Here is a 21259-nt window from a genome sequence, read left to right on the forward strand (position 1 = left end):
CCTCTACAGGCAGGGCTATCGCGTATGGTTGTGGGACACTCCAGGCTCTCCACGTCGTCCCCGCGCAGGCGGGGACCCATACGCTCAAGCGCCGAGGCGGTAGCGCTTTTGTCTCCGCGCTTTAAACTTCAAAGCCGGTGTTGATGGGTCCCCGCCTGCGCGGGGACGACTCCGTACTTGATCTGCGCGCCAAAGCCATAGGCGATAGCCCTGCCCCACAGGGGAGGGCGAGCTGACAGGTCAGGTTAAAGGGGTGGGCACGACCCGTTTACCCATTTGCAACGGCGACATTGCAGGCCGTCGTGCCGGATCGCGATCCAGGTGCAGGACGCGAGGGCGGCGGTGCGATGATGGCGGTGACAGGGATGGTTGACTCGGTGCGCTCATTGAGTGGTGCGAGAGCGTGGCGGAGTGGGGCTGCCCGATACGTTGGCGCACGGTTCGCCGGAAGCCGGCGCGAGGCGATCATGATCCGGTCAGTTGCCGCTGCCGACGGGACGCCGAGAGAGACCGGCAGTCCGACCGGTCTTATTTTTCCTCGTCGGCGATGGCTTCCATCAGAACGACCATCTGGCGCTGCACCGTCTGACTCTTGATCCGGCTATAGGCTCGCAGCAGGCGAAGGCTGAACGCGCTGTCCAGAAACAGCAGGCTTTCCACTTCGCGCGTCTTGCCGTCACCATCGTAGAAGAACGTGACGGGCACATCCAGGGCGGTCGCAATCTGTTGCAGGCGAGCGGCGCCGACGCGATTAACACCTTTTTCGTATTTCTGGACCTGCTGGAAACTTACTCCGAGCTGCTCGCCCAAGTCTGCCTGCGAGATCTTCTGTTCAACGCGACGGAGACGGATTCTCTTGCCCATCTCGATGTCGGGTTTGCCGGCGCTACGTTGCTTCATTCTTCACCATTCAGTTGGTTGATTCGGACAGTGTTATTGTTTTTTTGACTAAAGCCAGTCGGCCCGGAAGCCTTCGAACTGGTTTATCAGATTATCCCCTTTATATACGGACTTGAGATCATTGGGATGAATGAATTCGTCTCGAAACCAGGGAAATCGAACGGGGTTAAAAGATTCGACGATCCAGTCGATCATGCGGCGAATCCGTGGTATTCGGCTGCTGTCAGGGTGGTACGATAGCCAGATATCAAACGGCCGGCACAAATCCAGCTCGAGCGGGACGATCTTCCCGCCCAGTGCGAAAGCATATGACGGCAGCAATCCTATTCCGGCCCCTTTTGCAACAGCCCAATAGTTTGCGCTGCTCACATTGGTACGCATCACAAGCAAATCCTGCTGTGGTACCCCGGGAAACCAGCTGTCGAAAATTTCCTTGGCAGCGGTCTGGTCAGCGAACTGCATGACAATCCGGTGCTTGATCAACTCCTGATACGTTTTCGGCGTGCCAAATGTTTCAAGATATTTCGAGCTCGCGAAAAACATCACATGGAGCCGTCCGAGCTTGACCACCTTGACGTCCAGTGCGGTCGGCCGCGACAGCTGGATGGCGACGTCGGCCTCGTGGCGCTGAACATCGGCCGACTTCATGGCGCAATGCAGGTCGACGAGAATATTGGGGAACGATTGCTGAAACTCCACCAGGCGTGGCGCCAGCCAGAACGTTCCCAGCCCCTCGGTGACGGCGACGCGCACCTCGCCCGACAATGTCTGCGTGACGGAGTTGCGGGCCCGCAGCAGATCGAACGAAGCGGACTCCATTCGCTCGACGGCTGAAACGACCAGCTTGCCTTCATCGGTCAACCGTGTGCCGTGGACGTCGCGCGTGAACAGCGTTGCGCCAATCTGCCGTTCGAAATCGTCGATCTCGCCGGCGCACGAGATTGATCGACTGGCCGATTCGCTCTGCGGCCGAACGGAAACTGCCGCACCGGACGACTTCGAGGAAAATCCTGGCCGCATCCCAGTCGCCCAGACGATGTGGGCCACCGCTAGGGTGTTCTTCCTGAGGAACGCCCCTGTCCGCCAACTGACGCATACACCCATCCTCCACGGCCCTAGTCTTGCCAGATCAAGAGAAAGTTCACAACTTTGGATGGATCTCCATGACCGCGCATGCACCGACGCCGATCCGCGCGACGCCGACCTATCCGCCGGCCGTTCACCCCGCCAAGCACCCGCTCCCCGCAGACAATCTTGAAGACTTCGCCAGGGAGGTCGTGGTCTTCACGATGCCGCCCGGCGACGTCGGCCGCTTGATGGAGCGCGCTGAAAGCGATCTTCCGGGGCTGGCCTCGCTCGCGGCCGCGTTGCGCGTCATGGCACACAACCCGGATTCGGTATGGGCCATCGCACGGCGAAGCGACCCGTTGAAAAGCGCAAGCGCGGAAGGCTTCGTCGGATTTCTGATGCTGAACGCGGAAGGTTTGCGGCGACTGGTCGCGGGCAGCTTTGACGCGAGCGATCCGGACCTCGATCTGCTGTGCCGCCAGAACGAACGCCCCGCTGGTATTTATTTATGGGCTATGTGGGCGCGCAATAACCTCGTCGCCGGTATCCCGTTAGCGTTCGAGAAGATGTTCACGCCGCTGACCAGGGATGCCGACATCTATGCGCGGGCCGTGACGCAGGATGGCAAGCGACTGCTGGAGACCATGGGATTTCGACCCGGTGCGGTGTTCGAGAACCTCAGCCACCCCGGCCTGCACAGTCTGCCGAGGTCAGGCGTACCGGCCGACGCGCCGCTCTACGATCGCTATGGCCAGGGACGTCCCGACAAGGCGATCTCGGTGACCGTTGCCCGCTCCATGGAAGACCTGATGCGGGTCGTCGCGATCCGCAGCGCCGTCTATATCGCCGAGCAGGAATGTCCCTATCTCGAGGAATTCGACGGCAACGATTTCAGCTCGACGCATCTGCTGGCCTACGTCGGCAACGAGCCGGTGGGCTGCCTGCGCATCCGCTATTTTGCCGACTTCGCCAAGATCGAGCGTCTCGCGGTGCGCAAGGAATTCCGCAAGATGCGGATCTCGCCGCATCTCGTCGAGGCGGCTATCGAGCTGTGCCAGGCCAAGGGCTATCAGCGGCTGTACGGGCACGCACAGAAGCGGCTGGTGAAATTCTGGTCGCAATTCGGATTCAGGACGTTCGAAGGCGGCCAGGAGCTGGTGTTCTCTGATTTCGACTATGTCGAGATGCAGATGATGACCGAGCGGCGTCCCAATGCCATCACCATCGGAGTCGATGCCTATCTCACCATCCGGCCGGAGGGGCAGTGGCACCGGCCCGGCGTGCTGGAAAAGTCGCGAGCACGTCCGGTAACCCGTCCCTCGATCGACAGGGGCGCCGCGTGACCTCCGTCGTCAGCCTCAGGGTCTTTGCGAACTCGGCCAGCGTGCCCACGGTTGTGCTCGTCGACATGCAGCAGGAATATCTCGCCGCGCCGCGCATGCTGGCGATCCCCGATATCGATCTGGCGCTGGCGAATTGCGAGCGCGTCCTTCTGCATTGTCGCAAGGTCGGGCTGCCGGTGGCCTTCATGCGGTCGCTCGGGGAGTCCGCCTTCTTCAACCGCGCATCTCCGTTCGGCCGCTGGATCGAGGGCTTCGAGCCGCAGCGCAACGAGATGATCTTCGAACGCAGCAACCCGTCTTGCTATTCCAGCGAGTTGTTCACCTCCATGATGAGCCAAAGTCCGGGCGGCTTCGTGCTGGCTGGTTTCGCCGGAGAATCCGCCTGCCTGTCGACGCTGGTCGATGCCTATCATCGCAAGCACAAGGCGACGTTTCTGCACGACGCTTCGGCGAGCCACGCGCTGGACGAAGTGCCAGCCGCCGAGGTTCACCGCGCCGTTTCCAAAATATGCGGTCTGTATGGAGAGGTCTATGAAACAACCAACTGGATTGCCTCAACTCTACCTCGCAAGCTCGGGCAAGGGAACAAGACCGGTGGTTGATACGGACACGCGCCTGCGTTCGGTTATGGCCAGGCTAGAGGAATGCCAGAACATTCTCGCTGAATCGGGTGAGCGCGAAACCCTGCAGCTGGTTGCCATGACCATCCTGCAGCTGCGGATGCGGCTGCATCACATCGGCGACGCCGAACTGAAGGCGCTGTGCGATGCCATCGAGCCCGAGCCTGTGGAGGAGTCGGATCTGTGGCGGGTCTCGGGCGAACTCGGCTCCTGAACGACGCGAGCGGGGCTACAGGTTGCTGTCGGTGATCGCTGCATAGATCATGGTGCGGAGTTCACGCCGCACCGGATAGGCGCTGGATGGCAGCACCTGCGTCATGAAGACGACAATCAGATCTTCCGCCGGATCGATCCAGAATGATGTGGTCGCCGCGCCACCCCAGGCATATTCGCCGGCGCTGCCGGGGATCATGGTGAGCGCCGGCTTCATTGTCACGGAGAAGCCGAGGCCGAAGCCGACCCCGGCATAGGTAGCCTCAGAGAACAGCGATTTGGACATCTCGGTGAGGTCGCGACCGCCCGGAAGATGATTGGCCGTCATCAGCGCCAGTGTCTTAAGTCCGATCAGGCGGACGCCGCCGAGTTCGCCGCCGTTCAGCAAAGCGCGGCAGAAAGTGAGATAGTCCGCCGCCGTCGAACATAGTCCGCCGCCGCCGGAGATCAGCGATGGCGGCGTCAGGAACGAACTGGTGGTGGGGTCGTCCTGCAGGACCATGCCGCCACGGCCATCGGCTGCGTAGCAGGCGGCGAGGCGATGCGCCTTGGCCGCCGGCACGTGGAAGCCGGTGTCGGTCATGCCCAGCGGATCGAAGATGCGCTCCTGGAGAAATTGCTCGAACGGCTGGCCGGCGATCACCTCGATGAGATGACCGAGCACGTCGGTGGCCACCGAGTAGTTCCAGGCGTCGCCCGGAGAGAATTCCAGCGGGATCTTGGCAAGGTCGTCGATCATCGACTGCAGCGTGCCGGCCTTCTCGATCTCGCCGATCTTCTGCGCGCGATAGGCGGCGTCCACATTGGTGCGGTTCTGGAAACCATAGGTCAGGCCGGAGGTGTGGCGCAGCAGATCGATGATGAGCATCGGCCGCGCCGGCGGTCGGGTCTGGAACAGCGGTGCCATACCGGCCTGGAAGACGCCGAGATCCTTCCACGCCGGAATGTACTTGTGCACGGGCTCGTCCAGCGCGACGCGGCCTTGCTCCACCAGCATCATGAAGGCCACCGAGGTGATCGGTTTGGTCATGGAATAGATGCGGAAGATGGTGTCGTCCCGCACGGGCGTCCTGCGCTCGAGGTCGGCGAAGCCTTGCACCGCGCTGTGCAGCAGCTGTCCGCGGCGCCAGACCAAGAGCTGCGTGCCGGGAAACCGGCCGGCGTCGAGGTAGCGCCGCTTCAGGTGGTCCTCGACGCCAGCGAGGGCCGCGACGGACATTCCCGCGTCAGTGACAGCGGATGGGCTCGGATTTGGGGACTGCATCGCGGCATCGCTCCACGTGGACGGAATGACCGTGTTTATGACTCCGGCGCGGCCGCTGTCCAACACGTATTTGCGCGCCGTGGTCCTGCCGACCAACCGACGACGGAGGGGCTGGCCGAGGTGCTCGGCCGTTAGCTCTTGTTGCTCCAGTCGCGCTGCCCGAGGTCATGCATCGCCTCCAGAAAGAGCTGGTCGAACTGGAATGGCGGTGCCGTGATCGGCTGCTCGCCGGCAGCAAGGGCCGTGTCATGGAAAGCGCGGCCCAGCGCGCCCAGGCGCTCGGCGAAGACGTCGATGCCGTCGCGTTCGGCGCTGCCGATGACGGCGGACAGCGCCGCTTTGATGCGTGCGATCTGGTCATCGACCGCGGCAATCCTGGCGGCCACCGCATCGATCTCGACTTCGGCCGTGCCGGTGCTCGAGATGGTGGCCAGCGCCGCGGCGTTGCCGCGGTCCCGCAACATGCCATCGTGCAGCGCGTCGAGCTTGCTGCGAAACGCGTCGAGATGGTCCACTGCGGCGGCTGCATTGGCTTCAAGGTCGGCCCTGGCCTGCGAGAGGATCGCCGCCGCGGCGACCACGACGGCGGCCTTCAGTGCGGTCGCGGCAGCGCGGAGCGCGGCTGAAACCTGTTCCGTGTTCACCTGAATTCTGGCCAATGGCGCGGTCCGATCATGCTGTGTCCGGCGCGATAGCTAGCACTTTTGCGTAGCCGTGAGGGCTGTTCACGGGCGTGGAATAGTACCGTGGACCATGCTGCTTATTCCGAGTGCAGCGCACAACAAATAAGCGGAGCGCAACCTTTCGATGCGGCGCTCCCAGCCATGGGGTCGGCCCGAAAGTCCTAACACGCTGTAAAACCTCAATATCTGTCGACCCCACGCTTGGCACGAACTTTGAATAGTTCTTAGCGACGCCATTGAAGCCGTCAAATCAATCACCCGCATTGCACTGCCATCATGGGGCTCCCCCAGACGCGCCGCTATGTCCGTTCGCCTTCGCGTTCAGAAGCGCATCGTGACGGGGAGGCCGCGATGGCGATGCAGGCCGCATCAGGCTTGAAAGGACGACCGCAGACATGACGAAGTCAGAGACCCAGACGCCCCGCCGCAATCTGAGCCGCCGCCAGCTTCTCAAGGCCGGTGCCGGAACCGCGGCGTTGCTTGCGGCCGCCAAACTGAATTTCCCGGCCGGCGCCTTTGCGCAGGGCGCTGGCCCGGAAGTGAAGGGTGCCAAGCTCGGCTTCATTGCGCTGACTGACGCCGCGCCGCTGTTCGTCGCCAAGGAAAAGGGGATCTTCGCCAAGTACGGCCTGCCTGACACCGAAGTGCTGAAGCAGGCGTCATGGGGCACCACGCGCGACAACCTGGTGCTCGGCTCCGAAGGCAACGGCATCGATGGCGCGCATATCCTGACGCCGATGCCCTATCTGATCTCGTCGGGCAAGGTGACCCAGAACAATGTGCCGACGCCGATGTACATCATGGCGCGGCTCAATCTCAACGGCCAGAGCATCTCGGTCGGCAAGGAATACGCCGACCTCAAGATCGGTCTCGACACCAAGCCGTTCAAGGAAGCGATCGATAAGAAGAAGGCGTCCGGCAAGTCGGTGAAGGCGGCGATGACGTTCCCCGGCGGCACCCATGACCTTTGGATTCGCTATTGGCTCGCCGCCGGCGGCATCGATCCCGACAAGGACATCGAGACCATCGTGGTGCCGCCGCCGCAGATGGTCGCCAACATGAAGGTTGGCACCATGGACTGCTTCTGTGTCTGCGAGCCGTGGAACCTGCAGCTGATTCACCAGAACATCGGCTACACCGCGCTGACCACCGGTGAACTCTGGAACAAGCATCCGGAGAAGTCGCTGGGCATGCGCGCCGCCTGGGTCGACAAGTATCCGAAGGCCGCCAAGGCGCTGCTGATGGCGGTGATGGAAGCGCAGCAGTTCTGCGAGAAGGCCGAGAACCGCGACGAGGTCGCTGCCATCAACGCCAAGCGCCAGTGGATCAATTGCCCCGTTGAAGACGTCACCGATCGCGTCAAGGGCAAGTTCGATTACGGCACCGGTCGCGTCGTCGAGAACTCGCCGCACATCATGAAGTTCTGGGACGATTTCGCGTCCTATCCCTATCAGAGCCACGACCTGTGGTTCATGACCGAGGATATCCGCTGGGGCAAGTACGACGCCGGCTTCGATTCCAAGGCGCTGATCGCCAAGGTCAACCGCGAAGACCTGTGGAAGGAAGCTGCCAAGGAGATGGGTGTCTCCGCCATGCCCACCTCGACATCGCGCGGCAAGGAGACGTTCTTCGACGGCAAGGTGTTCGATCCGGAAAATCCCGCCGCCTATCTGAAGTCGCTCGCTATCAAGCGCGTCGAGGCCTGAGGTCATGTCGCGCGGAAGCCATGCTTTGATCACGGAGAACAATGTGATGAACGTGCAAGCCATCAAGACGGAGCCCGCGGCGGCACTGGTGACGACGTCGGCACCGATCGTTGCGCTCGCACCAAAGCGGCCTCCGCGCCTCGACAAATATGCTAAGGCGGCGAAGGCGACCGCAGTCCGCGTGATCCCGCCGCTGATCGTGGTCACGTTACTGATGGTGTTCTGGGAGCTGGTGTGCCGGCGCGCGGGCTCGACCCTGCCGCCGCCGTCCAAGGTCTACAAGGACACCAAGGAGTTGATCTTCGATCCGTTCTTCGACAATGGCGGCATCGACAAGGGACTGTTCTGGCATCTCTCCGCCAGTCTGCAGCGGGTGTTCCTCGGCTACTCCCTGGCGGCGGTCGCCGGCGTGGCGCTCGGCACGCTTGTCGGCCAGTCCGTCTGGGCCATGCGCGGCCTCGATCCGATCTTCCAGGTGCTGCGCACGATCCCCCATTGGCATGGTTGCCGCTGGCGCTCGCCGCGTTCCGAGACGGGCAGCCCTCGGCGATCTTCGTGATCTTCATCACCTCGATCTGGCCGATCATCATCAACACCGCCGTCGGCATCCGCAACATCCCTCAGGACTACCGCAACGTTGCCGCGGTCGTGCAGCTCAACCCGATCGAGTTCTTTACTAAGGTAATGCTGCCTGCGGCCGCGCCTACATCTTCACCGGCCTGCGCATCGGCATCGGCCTGTCATGGCTCGCCATCATCGCGGCGGAAATGCTGATCGGCGGCGTCGGTATCGGCTTCTTCATCTGGGACGCCTGGAATTCCAGCCACATCAGCGAGATCATTCTGGCGCTGTTCTATGTCGGCATCATCGGCTTCGTGCTCGACCGCGCCATTGCCGGTCTCGGGCATCTCGTCACCCACGGCACCTCGGCACAATAGGGATCATGTCATGAAGCCGTATCTCAAGCTCGACCACATCGACAAGGTGTTCACCCGCGGCGCCGCCTCGACCGAGGTGCTGAAGGACATCAACCTCAACATCGCCAAGGGCGAGTACGCCTCGATCATCGGCCATTCCGGCTGCGGCAAGTCGACCTTGCTCAACCTCATCGCTGGCCTCACCAAAGTCACGTCGGGGGTGGTGCTGCTGGAGGACCGCGAGGTCAATTCGCCCGGCCCGGATCGTGCCGTGGTGTTCCAGAACCACAGCCTGCTGCCGTGGCTCACCGTCTACCAGAACGTCCAGCTCGGCGTCGACAAGGTGTTCGCGAAGTCGAAGACAAAGGCCGAGCGCGAGGCCTGGATCATGCACAATCTGAATCTCGTGCAGATGACCCACGCCAAGGACAAGCGCCCCTCCGAAATCTCCGGCGGCATGAAGCAGCGCGTCGGCATTGCCCGCGCGCTGGCGATGGAGCCGAAGGTGCTGTTGCTCGACGAACCGTTCGGCGCGCTCGACGCACTCACCCGCGCGCATCTGCAGGACTCGGTGATGGCGCTGCACCAGAAGCTCGGCAACACCATCGTCATGATCACCCATGACGTCGACGAGGCCGTGCTGCTGTCCGACCGGATTGTCATGATGACCAACGGTCCCAGCGCCACCATCGGCGAGGTGCTCGACGTGCCCCTCGCGCGTCCCCGCAAGCGGCTCGATCTGGCCACGGATCCCGTCTACCTGAAGTGCCGCAAGCGCGTGCTTGAATTCCTCTACGAACGGCATCGCTTCGTCGAAGCGGCGTAGCGTCCTAGGACTCTTGACATTGGGGAGCAATGCGAATGAATGCGGCTCTGAGTTCCAGGACAGCTGCACGCCATGAATCGCCCGATCGATCTGACTCGCGACGAAATCATCTGCGTGCAAACCTCGTTCGACCGGATGTGGCCGAAATCCGCGTTGATGGTCGATTTGTTCTACGCACGGTTGTTCGAGACGGTGCCCGAAACACAACCGCTGTTTCGCAGCGACATGACGCAGTTGAAGCACAAGTTCATTGCGACGCTCGCGGTGATTGTCGGCAGTCTCGACAATATGACGGGGTTGCTGTCTTTGGTCGGCAAGCTTGCCAAAGACCACGTGCACTATGGCGTACTGGAAATGCACTACGCGCCGGTCGGCGACGCGCTGTTCTGGAGTCTGGAACAGGGCCTCGGATCACATTGGACGCCGGACGTCGAGGCGTCCTGGCAGAAGCTCTACGCATTTCTGTCGGCGCGGATGATCGTCGCAGCGTATCGGTAACGTCGCGTTGGACTCAACGACAGGCTGAACTATTGCTCGCGCGACGCGACCTACAGGCTCACCTTCACATCAAGGGAGAGCTACGATGAATCCATCCCAGATAATTTTAGTGCAGGACAGCTTTGCAAAGGTCGCGCCGATTGCCGACCAGGCGGCCGTGCTGTTCTACGACCGGTTGTTCGAGATTGCGCCAGAAGTGAAACCGATGTTTCACGGCGCGGACATGGCGGAGCAGCGCCGCAAGCTGATGGCGACGCTCGGCGTGGTCGTCACCGGGTTGACGCGCCTCGAAACCGTGCTGCCCGCGGCCAGTGCGCTGGCCAAGAAGCACGTGAGCTACGGCGTCAAGGACGAGCACTATCCGATTGTCGGCGCCGCGCTGCTATGGACTCTCGAAAAAGGCCTCGGCGACGCCTGGACGCCCGATGTCGCCGAGGCCTGGACCGCCGCCTATGGCACGCTGTCCGGCTACATGATCTCCGAGGCCCACGCGGCCCAGGCAGCCGAGTAAGGAAACAGTGTGAGCGAACCGCTGGTCATCATCGGCAACGGCATGGCGGCAGCAAGGCTGGTCGACGAACTCGCCAGATGCGCGCTCGGCCGCTACGCCATCGCCGTGATCGGCGACGAACCGCGGCTCGCTTACAACCGCGTGCTGCTGTCGTCGGTGCTAGCCGGCGAGGCGACGTCGCAGGAAATCGAACTCAGGCCGGCATCGTGGTGGCGCGACCGCGGCGTCACGCTGAAATACGGCGCGATGGCCACCGGGATCGACATGGCCGCGCGCGAAGTGACGATGGCCAACGGCAAGCGCGTGGCATTTTCCAAGCTGGTGATCGCCACCGGCTCGTCGGCACTGCGGCTGCCGGTGGCGGGCGGCGATCTTCCCGGCGTGCATACGTTTCGCGATAGTGGCGACGTCGACCTGCTGCTCGATCTGGCCGCAGGGAAGAAGCGCGTGGTGGTGGTCGGCGGCGGCCTGCTCGGACTCGAGGCTGCCTATGGTCTCGCCAAGGCCGGCGCATCGGTGACCCTGATCCACCTGATGGACCGGCTGATGGAACGCCAGCTCGATGCCCGAGCCGCTGCGCTGCTGAAGACGCTGGTGGAACGCAAGGGCGTGACGATCCTGCTCGAAGCCAACACATCAAAGATCCATGGCACCGACCGCGTCGAAGGCGTCGAACTGAAGGACGGCCGCAGGCTCGACGCCGATGCGGTGATCTTCGCCGCCGGGATCCGTCCCAACGCGACGCTGGCGACGGAGGCCGGCATTCCCGTCAATCGCGGCATCGTCGTCGACGACCGGATGGCGACGGGATCGGACGGCGTCTATGCGCTCGGCGAATGCGCCGAGCATCGCGGCACCTGCTACGGACTCGTCGAGCCGGCCTATGAGCAGGCGAAGGTGCTGGCGCGGCATCTTGCCGGCGGCGTCGCGTGTTATGAAGGCAGCGTGCTCGCCACCAATCTGAAGGTCTCCGGCGTCAGCGTGTTCTCCGCCGGAGATTTTCTCGGCGCCGACGGCAGCGAAGCCATCGTGCTCAACGATATCAGGCGCGGGACCTACAAGAAGCTGGTGATCGCCGATAGCCGCCTGACCGGCGCCGTGCTGGTCGGCGATACCCAGGATGCGCTGTGGTATCTCGAACTGATCCGCGGCGGCGCTGATATCTCCGACATGCGCGGCGATATCATGTTCGGCCGTTCTTTGGCCACCCGCGCCGAGGCGGCGTGATGACGGCGATCGATCCTTCCTTGCGCACCACAAGAACCACGTGCCCCTATTGCGGCGTCGGTTGCGGCGTATTGGCTACGCCGGATCGAAGCGGCGGCGCGGCGATCGCCGGCGATCCCGATCATCCCGCGAATTTCGGCCGGCTGTGCTCGAAGGGGTCGGCGCTCGGCGAGACGCTGGGCCTCGGCGAACGATTGCTGCATCCTATGCTGCGGGGCGAGGACGGCCTTGCGCAGGTGCCGTGGGACGAGGCGCTGGATCACGTCGCCGATGGCTTTCGCAAGGTCATAGCCGCGCATGGGCCCGATGCGGTGGCGTTCTATCTGTCCGGCCAGATCCTCACCGAGGATTACTACGTCGCCAACAAGCTGATGAAGGGCTTTATCGGCAGCGCCAATGTCGACACCAATTCGCGGCTGTGCATGTCGTCGTCGGTGGCGGGCCATCGCCGCGCCTTCGGCTCGGATACTGTGCCGGGCTGCTACGCCGATCTCGATCAGGCCGATCTGCTGGTGCTGGTCGGCTCCAATGCGGCATGGTGCCACCCTGTGCTGTACCAGCGCATGCTGGCCAACAAGCAGACGCGCGGTGCGCGCATTGTCGTGATCGACCCGCGGCGGACCGATACGGTGGGCGAGGACGACCTGTTCCTCGGGCTGAAGCCCGGCAGCGACACGGCGCTGTTCAGCGGGTTGCTGGCGCATCTGGCGGACAGTGACGCGCTCGACCGGGACTACATCGAGCGGCACACGTCCGGCTTCGACGCCGCGCTGGCGCGGGCCAGGAGCATGGCGGGCAGTGCGGCTGCCACGGCGCTGGCGACCGGGTTGAGCGAAGCCGACATCGCCGCGTTCTTCCATCTGTTTCGCAAGACGCCGCGCGTGGTCACGTTGTATTCCCAAGGCGTCAACCAGTCGGCCCAGGGCACGGACAAGGTCAATGCCATCATCAATTGCCATCTCGCCACCGGGCGGATCGGCAAGGTCGGCGCATCGCCGTTCTCGCTGACCGGCCAGCCCAATGCCATGGGTGGCCGCGAGGTCGGAGGTCTCGCCAACCAGCTCGCCGCCCATATGAATTTCACGCCGGTCGAGATCGATCGTGCCAGGCGGTTCTGGAAGGCGTCCGATATGGCCACCCATGAAGGGCTGAAGGCCGTGCAGATGTTCGAGTCGATCGAGCGCGGCGAGATCAAGGCGTTGTGGGTGATCGGCACCAATCCGGCGGTGTCGTTGCCCGACGCCAATGCCGCGCGCGCCGCCTTGAAGAAGCTCGACCTGTTCGTGGTGTCGGAGAACGTCAGGTCCAACGACACTGCGAATGCCGGCGCGCATGTGCTGTTGCCGGCGCTGGCCTGGGGCGAAAAATCCGGCACGGTGACCAATTCGGAGCGGCGGGTGTCGCGACAGCGCGCGTTCCTGGCCGCGCCCGGCGAGGCCCGGCCGGACTGGTGGATGATCAGCCAGGTCGCCAGGCGGCTCGGCTTCGGCGGCGCCTTTGCCTACAACTCCGCCGCGGATATTTTTCGCGAGCACGCGGCGCTGTCGGCATTCGAGAACAATGGCACGCGCGATTTCGATCTCGGCGGATTGGCGAAGGTGTCGGACGAGGGCTTCGATGCGCTGGCGCCGGTGATGTGGCCGCTGCGCGCCGCCGACAGCCGCGCCGACTCGCGCTTTTTCGCCGATGGAGCCTTCTACACCAACGACCGCAAGGCGCGCTTCATCGCACCGGAGGTGCCGGCACTGCGCAGCGAGACCAGCGTGGCGCGGCCGTTGCGGCTCAACACCGGCCGGGTGCGCGACCAGTGGCACACCATGACCCGCACCGGCATGAGCCCGCGGCTCGGCCAGCATCTGCCGGAGCCCTTCGTCGAGATTCATCCCGACGATGCGGCGCAGGCGGGCGTGGTCGATGGCGGCCATGCCACGCTGGCGACGGACTACGGAAGCTGCATCCTCAAGGTGGCGGTCAGCGATCGGCAGCAGCGCGGCATGCTGTTCGCGCCGATCCACTGGAGCGACGAGACCGCGTCGTCGGCGCGGGTCGGCGCGATGGTTGCGCCGTTCACCGATCCGTTCTCCGGCCAGCCCGAGAACAAGGCGACGCCGGTGTCGATCGCGCCGATGATCTATGCGCAACGCGGCTTCATCCTGTCACGCAAGCCGCTTGACTTGCCTGAGCCAGCGCTGTGGACGCGGATCGCTGTCACGGGCGGCGTCGGCTATGTCATCGCGGACAATTCCGATCTCGCGACGTGGAAGCAATGGCTTGAGCCGTTGCGCGGCGACGACGTCGCCGAATTCGAGGACACCGCCCGTGGCGTGTTCCGCGCGTCGTCGTTCGTGGATGACCGGATCGAGATCTGCCTGTTCATCGGCCCGGCCGCGGATAACGTCGAATGGGATGCCGTCAAGGCGCTATTTGCGGCGGAGGTGGTCAGCGACGAGCAACGCCGCATGCTGCTGTCGGGCAAATCCGCCGACGGCCATGCCGGTGCCGGCCCCATCGTCTGCGCCTGTTTCGGCGTGGGCCGCACCACCATCTGCGACGCCATCGCCGCGGGGGCGGCGACGGCGGCGGAGATCGGCGCGCAGCTCAAGGCCGGCACCAATTGCGGCTCGTGCATTCCCGAGCTGAAGCGGATGATTGCCGGGGCGGAGGTGGCACCGGCAGAGACGCACAAGCGGGTTGTGGCGACGAATTAGCATTCACTGTCGTCACCCGGCCTGCGCGCACTTGCGCGTCAGGACCGGGTGACCCAGTACACTCCGGCCATTCTGAGTTTGCTGGGCCGCCCGGTCCTAGCGCGCGAGTGCGCGCAAGGCCGGGCGATGACAGCGGTGTTTGTGGCGCGTTCGTGCAACTATTTCACCGCCCCCGCCGTCAGCCCTGCCACGATCTGGCGCTGCGCGAATACGGTGAGGAGCAGCACCGGAAAGGTGACGATCAGCGCCGCCGCCGCCAGCGGCCCCCAGCTCAGCTGGTCGAAAGAGATCATATTGTAGACCGCCACCGGTAGCGTGCGGGTCTCGCGGCCGGCCAGCACGATGCCGAAGACGAAATTATTCCATGAGAAGATCACCGACAGGATGAAGGCGACTGCAATGCCCGGCCGCGCGATCGGCAGCGCGACATGGCGGAACACCTGCCAGCGGGTGGCGCCGTCGATCACCGCCGATTCCTCGAGCTCCATCGGCGTGGTCTCGAAATAGCCGATCATGATCCAGATCACGATCGGGACGGTGACCACGAGATGGATGATGATCTGCGGCCATAGCGTGCCGAGCAGGCCGAGCCACTGGAACAGCAGGAACAGCGGGATCAGGTAGGACAGGCCGGGCGTGATGCGGGCGATCAGGATCACCACCGCCGCCTTGCGGGCGCGCATGCGGGCGATGCCGTAACCGGCGGGCACGCCGACCAGCAATGCGAACAAGGTCGCCGAGCCGGTGACGATCAGCGTGTTGAACAGATAGGTCACGAACCGCTTGGATTCCAGAACCGCGGCGTAGTTGCCCCAGTTGAAGCGGGTGGGGATGAACACCGGCGGATAGGAGGCGTTGTCGATCTCGAACTTGATCGACAGCGACAGCATCCACAGGAAGAACAACACGGCTGGCGACACGATGACGAGGATCGCAAAGGTCAGGCCGATCTTGTTGAGAAGTGTCCGCATGATCAGGCGCTGCCTCCGGCGTCATTCCAGTGGGTGCGCTGGCGCAGGTGCAGCAGGGCGCCGGCCAAAGCGATGATCAGCGCGAAGAACACCACCACGATCGCCGAGGCGTAGCCGACGTCGTAATAGACGAAGGCGACGCTGTAGAGATAGAGGTTGATGGTTTCCGAGGCGCTGCCGGGGCCGCCCTGGGTGATCGCGAAGATGATGTCGAAACTTTTCACGGCATCGATCATGCGGATCATCGCCGCGATGAACAGGAACGGCATGATCATCGGCAATGAAATATAGCGAAAGGTCTGCCACGGCGTCGCGCCGTCGATCTGGGCACTTTCATAGGGCTCGGAGGGAATCGCGGAGAGGCCGCCGAGCACGATCAGCATCACCAGCGGCGTCCATTGCCAGGTCTCTACCAGCACCAGCGACGGGATCGCCGTGGCCGGGTGGAATACCCACAGCGAGGGCGGCAGGCCGACCAGCGACAGCAGGTAGTTGAGAATGCCGAGCTGGGGATGGAACATCATGGTCCACACCAGCGCGATCGCCACCGGCGTGGCCATCATCGGCAGGATGAACAGCCCTCGGAAAAAGCCGCGCAGCGGGAATTTCGTGTTGAAGATTACCGCGGCCAGCGTGCCGAGGATCAGCGGCAGCGCCACCGACAGCGCCGTATAGACGAGGGTATGCCAAATCGACTCGACGAAACGCGCATCGGTCGGCAGCCGCAGATAGTTGGCAAAGCCGACGAAGGTCGGCGGTGAGCCGACCTTCCATTCATGCAGGCTCATCCAGATCGTGTAGGCCCAGGGAAAGATGATGACCGCCAGCACGACGAGCATTGCCGGGATCACGAACGGCCAATAGGAGATCGGCCGCCACTGCGCCTTCGCTGTCTCTACCCGGACCGCGGTCGTCTGGGCTGCGGTCAGTTCGCTCACGTTTTTCGCTGCGCTCCAGGATCGGCCGGAACTGTTCGTGGGCCTTCTTCAACTCCGTGGCCGGATCGGCGCCCGACAAGGTGGCCGTGACGGCGGCGCCGACCAGGTCGCGGAATTCGGCGACCGGCACGATGACCGGAAGGCCGAGCTTGCTGATCTTGGCCGAGGCGATCACCGAATCCAGCCACTCCTGGTTCTTGACGCCCTTGCGCACCGTTTCGTCGTTGAGGATCGAATTGCGGAACGGCACGCCGCCGCCGCTCTGCAGGAGCCGCGCGCCCATGGTCTTCGATACTGCCCACTGGCAATACAGATAGGCAGCTTCCTTCTTGGTGCTGGTCTTGGCAATGCCGATGCCGTCGCCATAGGCGGCGGAATACTGGCCCTTGGGGCCGGCCGGAACCACCGTGTAGCCGATCTTGCCGACCACACGCGAAGCGTTGGGGTCTTCGATGGGGGGCCCAGCCGACACCGTCGATCCACATCGCGGCGCGGCCCTGCGTCAGCGTCGCCATGGATTCCATCCAGTTGAAGCCGGCGACGCCGGGCGGCGCGGACTTGGTCATTAGCCGCTGATACATCTTGGTGGCCTCGATGGCTTCCGGCCCGTCGGTCAGGATGTTGCCCTTGGCATCGAGAAACTCGCCGCCATAGTTGAGGAAGAAGTTCGTCCACAGCGTCATGTTGGCGTTGCGCAGCCCGCGGCCGGTGAAGCCATAGATGCCGTTGGCGGGATCGTTGAGCTTTTCGGCGGCGGCGGCCATTTCGTCGAAGGTCTTGGGCACCGCGATGCCCTTCTTGGCGAACATCTCTTTGTTGTAATAGAGGATGAAATAGTCGACCGACCACGGCAGCGAATGCATTTCGCCTTTTTCGTTCTGAGCGAATTGCAGGCCGCCGGCGGAGAAATCGTCGACCCGCAGATCCGGCGCGGTCAGGTTCGGATCCTTCATGAAGCCGGTAAGATCGGCAAGCCAGCCGGCCTTTTCGAACTGCCGCTTCTGCACGTGGTAGCTGACGTGGACGACGTCGAAACTGGGCTTGCCGGACGTCAGCTCGATGACCGCCTTCTGGCGCTGCTGCTGCTCGGGGATCACCTCGGATTCAACCTTGATGCCGGTCAGGTCGGTGAATTCGGATGCGTACTTCTGCAGCAGGTCGCCGCGCGGCCCCTTGATCAGGTTGGCCTCGATGGTGGTGCCCGAGTATTTTTTCCAGGCGGGATCGGCGAAGGCGGGAAATCCGGTGAGACCAAGCGCGCCGGTAGCGAGCGTTCCCTGCAGCAAGGCGCGACGGGTCGGGCCGTAAAGAGCCATGTGTCATCCTCCCTGAACCGCCGGTGCCGGCGGTGATGTCCGGTCGCTCCCCGTTTGCCGGAGATGCGCCTGCAGGAGTCATAGCATGATGGCGAGGAGGAACAAGGTGGACGATGGGAGGAAAGGGAGACGGCGGGGATGATCTCTCTGCGAGTCGTCTCCGAAGGCAAGAACGCAGGTCCTGCCTTCGCGGAGACGAGCACACAAGAACATTTGCGGCGGCTCGTGTTCACTGAGATTGCTGCTGGCCTCGGCTTGCGCCTATTCGTGCACAGCATGCCCGAGGCGATGAGAGATCTCATCCGTGCAGGCCAACAGCGCTTCGGCCACGGGGCTGCTCCAGCCTACATCGAAGGTGCCGACTGCGCCCATCGCCGTTACCGACAGTACCACGGCGCCGCTGTGATCGAACACCGGCGCGGCGAACGCATTGACGCCGCGCAAGGGCTCGCCGACCGCGCGCGCCAGCCCGCGCGTACGCACATCGGCGAGGGCCTTCTCGACGGCCGGCCCTTTGACGGTCCGGTTCGGGTCATAGCCGATGGACAGCCGGTCGAGATTTTCGGCAAGCGCGGCGGCGATCGTCGCTTGTGGCATGAACGCTGCGAAGACGCGGCCGGTGGCGGTTTCCAGAAGCGACACCGTCGATCCGACCCGCATGGCGATATGAACGGGATGGCTGGGCTCCTCCAGCCGGACCACGGTCGGGCCGTGAGTGCCCCAGATCGCCAGCGACACGGCGTGGTCGATCTTGCCGGCGAGCGCTGTGATTGCCGGCGTGGCCACCCGGACCGCGGAGAGGCGCCGCAAGGTGACGATACCGAGTTCGAGCGCCAGGGCGCCGAACTCGTAACGGCCGCTTGCCGGGTCCTGTTCGATCAGTCCGATGCGCGAGAAGCTGACAAGATAGGGATGCGCCTTGGCCGGCGACATGCCCGCCTCGCGGGCGAGATCGCGGAGCATCATCGGTTCGCCGCTACGGGTGAGCGCCTGCAGCAACTCGCCGCCGACTTCGATCGATTGGATGCCGCGACTGTCTTTGCCCATTTCCGCTGCAGCCTACACGGCCAGGAAGCCGCCATCCACCGGCAAGATTGCGCCGCTGATGTACGACGCCATCTTGGAGGCGAGGAACACCACAGGGCCGACCAATTCGTCCGGCTGGCCGACGCGGCCAAGCGGCGTACGCCCGAGAAAACCGGCCAGCCGCGCCGGATCGTTGCGCGTGCCTTCCGTCATGGCGGTCTCGATCACGCCGGGCGCGATGGCATTAACGCGAATGCCGTCGCGAGCCAGTTCGCGCGCCAGGGCCTGGGTCAGCAATTTGACGCCGCCCTTGGACGGCGAATAGCCCAGGGTGTCCGCGACGCCGACGAACGACGCGATCGACCCCAGATTGATCACCGTGCCCTGGGTTGCGCGCAGTGCCGGCAGGAACGCGTGGGTGACGTTGAACACGCCATTCAGATTGACGTCGAGCACGCGGCGCCAGTTTTCTGGCGCGCGTGGCGAGTCGATGCCTTCGCGAATGATGATGCCGGCATTGTTGACCAGGATCGAAACCTCGCCGGCGCTCTGCCGGATCGTTTCCGCCAGCTGCCGGCACGCGTCGACGTCGGTCACATCGAAGCGATGGTCCCATGACCGCCGACCCGTTGCGGCGACCTCGCTCGCGGTACGTGCTGCGGCGTCGCCATCTATATCGGTTACCACAACGTCGGCGCCATGTGCGGCGAGGCCGATGGCAATGGCGCGGCCGTTGCCGGCGCCGGCTCCAGTGACGAGCGCGAGCTGACCTTTCAGCAGATCCGGTGCGAAGGTGATCATGCGGCCACCGCGGGGGTGCCGGCGAGGTGGCGGCCGGCGATATAGCCGAAAGTGAGCGCGGGGCCGAGCGTGATCCCGGCGCCAGGATAATTGCCGCCCATAATGCTCGTCATGTCGTTTCCCGCCGCATACAGCCCGCTGATCACTTGGCCGTCGGCATCGAGCGCGCGGGCATGGGCGTCGGTTTTGACGCCCGCATAGGTCCCGAGGTCGCCGATCACCATCTTGATGGCATAAAATGGCGCTTGCGCCAGCGGCGCGACGCAGGGATTCGGGCCTTGCTCGGCGTCGCCTTGGTAACGGTTGTAGGCACGCGAGCCCTTGCCGAAGGCCGGATCGCGCCCTTCGGCTGCTGCCGCATTGAACCTCGTCACAGTCGTTACGAACGCATCGACATCGATGCCTGCCGTAGCCGCCAGCTCCTGCAGCGTGGCACCCTTCAGCAGATAGCCGGATCGCAGATAGTCGCCGATCGGCATTGGAAACGGCGGGATGCAGCCAAGGCCATAGCGACGCAGTGCCCGATGGTCGCAGACCAGATAGGCCGCGATCTCTTCGCCGGGCTTTGCCGCCTTCATCATCTTCTGCACGAAGTCGTGGTAGGAATTACCCTCGTTGGCGAAGCGGTTGCCATCGCGCATCACGGCGATCACGCCCGGCTTGGCGCGATCGATGAAGTGCGGCATCACGCCTTTGCTGCCGTCCCTGCGGGTCGTGACGGATACCGGAACCCACGCGGCTGCATTGGGCAGGCTGTCTTCGACGCGCCCGCCTGCGGATTCCGCCAGACGCAGGCCATCCCCAGTATTGCCGGTCGGTCCCGGCGAGGTGTGCTCGTAACCTGACGGGGCGTGCGGAAACATGGCCTTGCGCCGCTCGATGTCGTGAGGGAAGCCGCCGCAGGCCAGAACCACACCACGTCGTGCGACGATGCGCATGCGCCTGCCGTTGCGTTCGATCACGGCGCCGCGGACCGCGCCATTCTGCATGATCAGCTCGCGCACGGGCGACGACAGCCACAGGGGAATCTTCAGATCGAAGGCCGATTTTGCCAGCCGGCCGGCGAGGGCGTTGCCGTTTGTCAAGGTCATGCCGCGGCCATAGCGCAGCACGTTCATGAGATGGCGAGTCAATCGTTTGGCGACATAGACGGCGGAGGTCAGCGACCGCGTTGCACGCATGAAGTGGATGATGTCCTTGCCGGAACCCAGCATGATCCCGAACACCGTCAGCTCAGGCAATGGCGCGCCGATATCCTTGATGTGGTCGCCGAGCTCGCGCCCGTCGAACGGTCGCGCGACCATCGAACGCCCGCCCTGCTTGCCGCCGGGTGCTTCGGCGTCGTAATCGGGAAAAGTCAGCGGCATGTCGAAGCGCACCGCAGTCTTGGTGGTGAAGAAATCGACCGCCTCCGGCCCGGCTTCGAGAAACGCATCGACGCGCGCGGCATCAAAGCTGTTGCCGGCTTCGTGACGCAGATAGGTGCGCGCCTCGTCCGGCTCCTCGACGATGCCCCAGGCGCGCGCCAGCGACGTGCCGGGAATCCATAGCCAGCCGCCGGAGCGCGCGGTGGTGCCGCCAAACCGCGCTTCCTTCTCGACGATGAGGACATCGAGACCGCCGTGCTTCGCGGTGATCGCCGCCGACATGCCGGAGGCGCCGGAGCCGGCGACGAGCACGTCGCATTCGTAGGTCTCGATGGCGGTTTGGGGATCGGTCATGT

At 63.8% G+C, this 21259-nt stretch carries 17 protein-coding genes and 3 pseudogenes; 10 read left to right on the forward strand and 10 right to left on the reverse strand.

Annotation, left to right across the window (positions count from 1 at the left end; all coding sequences use genetic code 11):
• Window positions 1-528: 528 nt before the first annotated feature.
• Together ONR75_RS11605 and ONR75_RS11610 are read right to left on the reverse strand one after the other, a co-directional pair.
• Entirely contained in the window at window positions 529-900 is a 372-nt protein-coding gene (locus ONR75_RS11605; protein ID WP_265082720.1) for a helix-turn-helix domain-containing protein, read from the reverse strand.
• Window positions 901-948: 48 nt separating this feature from the next.
• Window positions 949-1996, reverse strand: a pseudogene (locus ONR75_RS11610) (LysR family transcriptional regulator).
• Window positions 1997-2063: 67 nt separating this feature from the next.
• Here ONR75_RS11610 and ONR75_RS32430 point away from each other — a divergent pair.
• Genes ONR75_RS32430 through ONR75_RS11625 form a run of 3 tightly spaced genes read left to right on the forward strand, consistent with a single transcriptional unit; the run spans window position 2064 to window position 4145 of the window.
• The gene (locus ONR75_RS32430) at window positions 2064-3311 is read left to right on the forward strand and encodes a GNAT family N-acetyltransferase (protein ID WP_320109723.1); all 1248 of its coding nucleotides are present in this window, start codon (window positions 2064-2066) and stop codon (window positions 3309-3311) included.
• A complete protein-coding gene (locus tag ONR75_RS11620; protein WP_265082721.1) occupies window positions 3233-3913 on the forward strand; it encodes an isochorismatase family protein in 681 nt (226 codons plus the stop codon). The genes ONR75_RS32430 and ONR75_RS11620 overlap by 79 nt, the downstream gene beginning before the upstream one ends.
• On the forward strand, window positions 3906-4145 hold the full coding sequence (locus tag ONR75_RS11625; RefSeq protein ID WP_265082722.1) for a hypothetical protein: 240 nt from the start codon (window positions 3906-3908) through the stop codon (window positions 4143-4145). Before ONR75_RS11620 ends, ONR75_RS11625 begins: the two co-directional genes overlap by 8 nt.
• Before the next feature lie 15 nt (window positions 4146-4160).
• Here the strand turns inward: ONR75_RS11625 and ONR75_RS11630 are convergent, their stop codons facing one another.
• Window positions 4161-5408, reverse strand: coding sequence for a serine hydrolase domain-containing protein (locus ONR75_RS11630; RefSeq protein WP_265082723.1), 1248 nt, complete (start codon window positions 5406-5408; stop codon window positions 4161-4163).
• A 131-nt stretch (window positions 5409-5539) separates the two neighbouring features.
• Complete coding sequence (locus ONR75_RS11635; protein ID WP_265082724.1) at window positions 5540-5989, reverse strand: hypothetical protein; 450 nt, start codon at window positions 5987-5989, stop codon at window positions 5540-5542.
• Between the two features lie 497 nt (window positions 5990-6486).
• On the opposite strand from ONR75_RS11635, the gene ONR75_RS11640 reads away from it, so the two are divergent.
• The 7 genes and pseudogenes from ONR75_RS11640 (at window position 6487) to ONR75_RS11670 (ending at window position 14484) form a co-directional block, all read left to right on the forward strand.
• The gene (locus ONR75_RS11640; protein ID WP_265082725.1) at window positions 6487-7797 is read left to right on the forward strand and encodes a CmpA/NrtA family ABC transporter substrate-binding protein; all 1311 of its coding nucleotides are present in this window, start codon (window positions 6487-6489) and stop codon (window positions 7795-7797) included.
• A gap of 46 nt (window positions 7798-7843) precedes the next feature.
• Window positions 7844-8735 (forward strand): annotated as a pseudogene (gene ntrB / locus ONR75_RS11645) (nitrate ABC transporter permease).
• Window positions 8736-8745: 10 nt separating this feature from the next.
• Complete coding sequence (locus ONR75_RS11650; RefSeq protein ID WP_265082726.1) at window positions 8746-9540, forward strand: ABC transporter ATP-binding protein; 795 nt, start codon at window positions 8746-8748, stop codon at window positions 9538-9540.
• A 72-nt stretch (window positions 9541-9612) separates the two neighbouring features.
• Complete coding sequence (locus ONR75_RS11655; RefSeq protein WP_265082727.1) at window positions 9613-10038, forward strand: globin family protein; 426 nt, start codon at window positions 9613-9615, stop codon at window positions 10036-10038.
• Window positions 10039-10123: 85 nt separating this feature from the next.
• Complete coding sequence (locus ONR75_RS11660) at window positions 10124-10549, forward strand: globin family protein (protein WP_265082728.1); 426 nt, start codon at window positions 10124-10126, stop codon at window positions 10547-10549.
• A 9-nt stretch (window positions 10550-10558) separates the two neighbouring features.
• On the forward strand, window positions 10559-11776 hold the full coding sequence (locus ONR75_RS11665) for an NAD(P)/FAD-dependent oxidoreductase (protein WP_265082729.1): 1218 nt from the start codon (window positions 10559-10561) through the stop codon (window positions 11774-11776).
• Window positions 11776-14484 carry a nitrate reductase gene (locus ONR75_RS11670; RefSeq protein WP_265082730.1) on the forward strand — a complete coding sequence of 903 codons (2709 nt, stop codon included), beginning with the start codon at window positions 11776-11778 and terminating at the stop codon, window positions 14482-14484. Before ONR75_RS11665 ends, ONR75_RS11670 begins: the two co-directional genes overlap by 1 nt.
• 158 nt (window positions 14485-14642) lie before the next feature.
• On the opposite strand, the gene ONR75_RS11675 is transcribed toward ONR75_RS11670, so the two are convergent.
• The 6 genes and pseudogenes from ONR75_RS11675 to ONR75_RS11700 all read right to left on the reverse strand — a co-directional run bounded on the left by ONR75_RS11675 (window position 14643) and on the right by ONR75_RS11700 (window position 21257).
• A complete protein-coding gene (locus ONR75_RS11675) occupies window positions 14643-15455 on the reverse strand; it encodes a carbohydrate ABC transporter permease (RefSeq protein ID WP_413776460.1) in 813 nt (270 codons plus the stop codon).
• A 2-nt stretch (window positions 15456-15457) separates the two neighbouring features.
• Window positions 15458-16384: a carbohydrate ABC transporter permease gene (locus ONR75_RS11680; protein WP_265083628.1), complete on the reverse strand. Its 927-nt coding sequence runs from the start codon at window positions 16382-16384 to the stop codon at window positions 15458-15460.
• Between the two features lie 10 nt (window positions 16385-16394).
• Window positions 16395-17709 (reverse strand): annotated as a pseudogene (locus ONR75_RS11685) (ABC transporter substrate-binding protein); the annotation flags it as partial.
• Window positions 17710-17970: 261 nt separating this feature from the next.
• The gene (locus ONR75_RS11690) at window positions 17971-18756 is read right to left on the reverse strand and encodes an IclR family transcriptional regulator (RefSeq protein WP_265082731.1); all 786 of its coding nucleotides are present in this window, start codon (window positions 18754-18756) and stop codon (window positions 17971-17973) included.
• 12 nt (window positions 18757-18768) lie between these two features.
• A complete protein-coding gene (locus ONR75_RS11695) occupies window positions 18769-19536 on the reverse strand; it encodes an SDR family NAD(P)-dependent oxidoreductase (protein WP_265082732.1) in 768 nt (255 codons plus the stop codon).
• Window positions 19533-21257, reverse strand: coding sequence for an FAD-dependent oxidoreductase (locus ONR75_RS11700; RefSeq protein WP_265082733.1), 1725 nt, complete (start codon window positions 21255-21257; stop codon window positions 19533-19535). The genes ONR75_RS11695 and ONR75_RS11700 overlap by 4 nt, the downstream gene beginning before the upstream one ends.
• Window positions 21258-21259 lie beyond the last annotated feature (2 nt).

The sequence above is a fragment of the Rhodopseudomonas sp. P2A-2r genome, from assembly GCF_026015985.1.
In the GTDB taxonomy this organism is placed as follows: Bacteria; Pseudomonadota; Alphaproteobacteria; order Rhizobiales; family Xanthobacteraceae; genus Tardiphaga.